The 5,005-nt window shown below is 66.7% G+C and carries 4 protein-coding genes and 1 pseudogene; 4 read left to right on the top strand and 1 reads right to left on the bottom strand.

Annotated features, from left to right (window positions below; translation table 11 throughout):
* The first annotated feature begins 313 nt into the window (after nt 1-313).
* Genes DTW89_RS18640 through DTW89_RS18625 form a run of 4 tightly spaced genes read left to right on the top strand, consistent with a single transcriptional unit; the run spans nt 314 to nt 4,428 of the window.
* Nucleotides 314-751, top strand: coding sequence for a PepSY domain-containing protein (locus tag DTW89_RS18640; RefSeq protein WP_114657025.1), 438 nt, complete (start codon nt 314-316; stop codon nt 749-751).
* A 25-nt stretch (nt 752-776) separates the two neighbouring features.
* Entirely contained in the window at nt 777-1,253 is a 477-nt protein-coding gene (locus tag DTW89_RS18635) for a DUF2271 domain-containing protein (protein ID WP_114657024.1), read from the top strand.
* Between the two features lie 9 nt (nt 1,254-1,262).
* The gene (locus DTW89_RS18630) at nt 1,263-3,470 is read left to right on the top strand and encodes a PepSY domain-containing protein (protein ID WP_114657023.1); all 2,208 of its coding nucleotides are present in this window, start codon (nt 1,263-1,265) and stop codon (nt 3,468-3,470) included.
* The gene (locus tag DTW89_RS18625; RefSeq protein WP_114657022.1) at nt 3,451-4,428 is read left to right on the top strand and encodes an FAD:protein FMN transferase; all 978 of its coding nucleotides are present in this window, start codon (nt 3,451-3,453) and stop codon (nt 4,426-4,428) included. Before DTW89_RS18630 ends, DTW89_RS18625 begins: the two co-directional genes overlap by 20 nt.
* 133 nt (nt 4,429-4,561) lie before the next feature.
* Here DTW89_RS18625 and DTW89_RS19455 read toward each other — a convergent pair.
* Nucleotides 4,562-5,005: pseudogene (locus DTW89_RS19455) on the bottom strand (ferredoxin--NADP(+) reductase); the annotation flags it as partial.

Genomic DNA, 5,005 nt, shown 5'->3' with positions numbered 1-5,005 from the left:
AAGGGCGGAAATCGGGCCTCAGCGCCCCGCGAACTGCCCAAATGGGCCGCGCGAGAGGCATAAAAGTCCAAAAAACTGCGTCATCCAGGTTTGCGCGGAAATTTTCGACGGCTTGTTCAGCGTAGCCCTAAAGTTGCTACGGGGATTGGGCCGATGGGCGCCAGCCGGGGCATGAGGGGCCGTCACGCTGTTCGATCCGGGGCGGCTTCTCTAAACGCCTAGGTCCCTGGCGTGTTGGGTCGAGCACCCGCACAGCCATACCGAGCCTGCACTGCGAGCCGTCATGTGCCAGCCCTTTTTATCGGAGCCTTCCATGAAATCTCCCCCCTCTTTGCGCCATGGTTTGCTGGTCCTGTCGCTGGGCCTGGCCGCTCTGCCCACGTGGGCCAGTGACGATTGTGATGCGCCGGTAAATCGCTGGCAGACGCGCGAGGCTTTGCGGCAGTGGGCAGCCGCACAGGGCTGGCAGGTCCAGCGGCTGAAAATTGACGATGGCTGCTATGAAATTCGCGGCACGGATGCCCAAGGACGCACCTTCAAAGCCAAGATCGATCCGGAAACCCTGAAGGTGCTGAAGATGAAGCCAGTCGACCACCAGCGTGCCCGGGAACGCGACCGCGACCGTGATGGCGAGGGCGAGGGCGCTGCTCGGCACGCCCGACCGCCGCAACCGGACGGAGCCGGTGGGCCATCACCTTTGCCCTCACCTTTGTCAGTCCCTGGCATCGCGCCGCGCGGCCAGACCGAGTAACCACCGTTCTTTCAGGAGCATCATCATGTCCAAACCACTTTTGACCATCGTGGCCACCGCCTGCGCGCTGGTCCTTCCCGCCCTGGCACATAGCCGCCCGGTTACGCTGACCGCGCAGCTCAAAAACTACGGTGGCGACGGCGCCTATCTGGCGGCGTATCTGACCGATGCCAAAGGCGCCTATGTGCGCACCCTGTGGGTGGCCGGCGGCAAGGCCAAGTACTACAAACACTTGTCTGACTGGAACCGCCTCTCGGCGGGGGACGCCAAACGCTTGAATGGCGTCACCGGGGCCAGCGTGGGCGCCGGGCGCACGCTCAAGGTCACAGCCGATCTGGCCGATGCACTGATCGACGCGGGCTATGAAATCCGCATCGACGCCGCAGCGGAAGACATGCGCGACAGCCCGTCGGAGGTCCGCATTCCGCTGTCCACCGCCAACGCTGGCAAGCCGCAGGCTGGCAAGCAGTACATCCATTCGGCGACCTTCCAACTCCAGTAAAGGGCCCGCATGAGTTGGAAAGCCATCCACCGCTGGCTGGGCCTCACGGTTGGCACACTGGCTGTGGTGCTGGGCGTCACCGGCGCCATCCTGGCGATCGACCCGGTGCAGCAGGCGTGGCAGGCACCCGCAGCCCCGGACGGGTTGCCGGTGGCCACGCTGGTGGAGCGCGTGGTGCGTAGCGTCCCGGACGCGGAAGAAATTCGCCGCCTGCCCTCGGGTGCCATCGTGGTGTTCAGCTTTGCTGGCGATCAGCCGCAGGCGTCTTACATGGACCCCGCCGATGGCCGGGTGCTGGGTGCGTGGCACGCATCGGCGCTGCCGCGCTGGGTGAAAAACCTGCACCGCTCGCTCTTGTTGGGCGACGCCGGGCGCTGGGGTGCAGCGGGCGTTGCACTGACCATGGGCCTGTTGTGCGTTTCTGCCCTCGTGCTTTTGCTTCGGCGCATGGGCGGCTGGAGGCGGCTGGCGGCACGGGTGCGTGGCTCGCTGGCGCAGCGCATCCACGTGGTCGCGGGCCGAGTGGTGCTCGCAGTCCTGTGCCTGACATCACTCACGGCACTGACCATGAGCGCCTCGACCCTGGGATTGGTGGCGCTGGACCCCAGGATCGAGCCTGAGGTGCTGTCGGTGGCTACCGGCAAGCCCGACTTGCCTGGCGCACAGTTTGCCCCGCTGCAAAGTCTGGCGGTGCAGGACTTGCGCAAGCTGACTTTTCCCGGCAGCACCGACCCGGAAGACACCTGGAAGGTGGCCACCGCCCAGGGGCAAGGCTGGATCGACCGGTACTCCGGCCAGATGCTGGCCTGGCAGGACGCCACCCTTGCGCAGCGCGTTTACGACCTGGCCGTGGTGCTGCACACCGGCGAAGCGGCTTGGCCCTGGGCCGTGGTGCTCGGGCTCGCGGGCGCCAGCGTGCTGCTGTTCTGGCTGTCGGGCGTTGTGATCTGGTGGCAGGCACGTCGCCAGGCGCCCCGCATCACGGGCAACTCCCCGCTGGCACAGGCCGACGCGCTCATCTTCGTGGCGAGCGAAGGCGGCAGCACCTGGGGTTTTGCGCAAACGCTGCAAGACGCGCTCATCCAAGGCGGCCACCGCGTGCACACCAGCGCCCTGGAAAACTTCCAAACCACGGCCGCCGCGCGGCAGGTGTTTGTGCTTGCCGCAACGTATGGCGAGGGTCAGGCCCCGGCCCACGCCAACAACGCCCTGGAGCGCATCGCCAAGCTCAATGCCAGCGCTGTGCCGGTCACAGTGCTGGGTTTTGGAGATCGACAGTTCCCCGCCTTCTGCGCCTATGCGAAGGCGCTGGACCAGACGCTACGCGCACAGGGCTGGCCCGAGCTGCTGCCGCTCGAATGCATCCACCAGCAATCGGGCCAGCAGTTCGCCCGCTGGGGCGTTGCCCTGGCGCAGGCGCTGGGCGAACCCCTGGTGCTGGAGCATGTACCGCGCGTGCCACCCACTGCGACGCTTACGCTCATGGCGCGCCAGGACTATTGCAGCGCCACTGGGCAAGCTACGGCGATCCTGCGCTTTGCCTGGCCTGCACAGGGGCCGGGCGAACCCCTGCGCGGGCGCGGCCTGGCGCGGTTTGCCGCCGGTGATCTTGTGGGCATCGTGCCTCCCGGTTCGGCCGTGCCACGTTACTACTCGCTGGCTTCGGGCTGGGAAGACGGGTTTCTGGAAATCTGCGTACGCCAGATGCCCGGCGGCCTGTGCTCCACCCACTTGCTGGGCCTGCAGAAGGGGGACAGCATCGCGGCCTTCATCCGGCCCAACCCTGGTTTTGCACTGTCACGAACGCGCCGGCCGGTGCTGTTGATCGGGGCCGGCACCGGCGTGGCGCCGCTGGCCGGCTTCATCCGCCGCAACGACAGGCACAGTCCGATGCACTTGTACTTTGGTGGACGCGACCCGGCGCGGGATTTTTACTTTGGTCCCGATATTCAGCGCTGGCTGGGCGAGGGGCGCCTGGCAACGCTGCAGACGGCTTTCTCGCGTGTGCCCGACGGCGGCGGCTATGTGCAGGACGCCCTGCGCCGCGACGCTGAGCGTGTGCGCGGCCTGGTGGCACAAGGCGCTATCGTGCGCGTTTGTGGCAGCCGCGCCATGGCGCAGGGCGTTGCCGAGACGTTGGACGAGGTGCTGGCACCACTGCAGTCGAGCGTATCGACGCTGAAAGCCAAGGAGCGTTATGCCGAAGATGTCTTCTGAACCCGCAGCGCCGCCCTGCGAGCGCACCACCCTGCACGGGCCGACCATGGGCACGCGCTGGTCTGCCACGGTCGACGCCGACAACACTGTGGACCTGGCTGCCTTGCGCCAGGATCTCGCTGCTGCGGTGGAGCAGGTAGACGCGCAGATGTCGCCCTGGAAACCAAACAGCGATCTCGTGCGCCTGAACCGCGCGCCTGTGGGCGACTGGGTGGACCTGCCCGCTGAAATGCTGGAAGTGCTGGACTGTGCGCTGGATGTCCAGCGCCTGAGTGCGGGTGCATTCGATCCGTGCGTGGGGGCGCTTGTGGATGCCTGGGGGTTTGGTGCGGTACGCGATGCGCCCGACGCGCAAGCGATCCACGCCGCACGCCAGTCCACGCCCCTTGCTGCACAGGGATGCCTGGAACTGGACAGGCCCGCAGGCCGCGCGCGCAAGCATGCGAGCTTGCAGCTCGACCTGTGCGGCATTGCGAAGGGCTACGCGGTGGACCGCATGACCCAGGTGCTGCAACAGCATGGTGTGCGGCATGCGCTGGCCGCGCTGGATGGCGAGCTGCGCGCCGTAGGCACTCAGGCCAGCGGGCTGCCCTGGGCTTTGGCCCTCGAACACCCCGAGGCTGGTCGCCGCGCGGTGCACGGGGTCATCGAGCTGGAAGATCTGGCCGTCGCCACCTCAGGCGACTACCGGCGCTATCTGCAAGTGGGCGATGCGCGCCTCGCGCACACCATGGACGCGCGGCGCTGCGCTCCCGTGAACAACGCCGTGGCCTCGGTCACCGTGCTGGCTCGTACCTGCATGCAGGCGGACGCCTGGGCCACGGCCTTACTCGTGGCAGGCCCCGAAGAAGGTCTTGCCATGGCGCAACGTATGAGGATGGACGTGCTGTTCCTGTTGCGCCGGTCTGAAGGTTTGACGGAGGTGGGGCTGGGTCGGTTTGGCAAGTCATCAGATTGATCAAGCCTTGCATGCCACGCCAACTAAAGCAGCCAGTTTGCTTACCGTCGACAACACGGGTTTTCTCATGGTGCCGGTTATCCCACTACCCGACGGTGGCCAACGGTCCAGCAATTGGACAGGTGTACAAGAGTCAGTTCCCCGGTTTCCCCACCCCCAACAACCCCTGCAATCGCTCGCTGCTGGTCGTGTACTCCAGTGGCAGCTTGTGCCCCGCCAGCCATTCGGCGGCGGCGAAGGCGGAGAGGGTGGCTTCGTGAAAACCGCTCAGGATGAGCTTGCGTTTGCCGGGGTAGGTGATGGCGTCGCCCACGGCGTGGATGCCGGGCGTGCTGGTGGCGAAGGTGGCGGGGTCCACCACGAGCTGTTTGCGCTCTAGCTGCAGGCCCCATTCGGTGATGGGCCCCAGGCGCGGCACCAGGCCCAGTCGCACGAGCAGCAGGTCCAGCGGCAGACGTAGCGGCGTACCGTCGGGCGTGGTCAGCTCCAGCGCGGCCAGGCGCCCCTGTTCTTCGACGATGCCGCTGGCTACGCCGATGGCGACATCGATGCGGCCCGCGGTGCGCAGGGTTTGCAG

This window comes from Acidovorax sp. BoFeN1, from assembly GCF_003345135.1.
In the GTDB taxonomy this organism is placed as follows: Bacteria; Pseudomonadota; Gammaproteobacteria; order Burkholderiales; family Burkholderiaceae_C; genus Acidovorax; species Acidovorax defluvii.
Note: the sequence above shows the minus strand (reverse complement) of the source record. Positions and strands in the feature narration are given on the sequence as shown.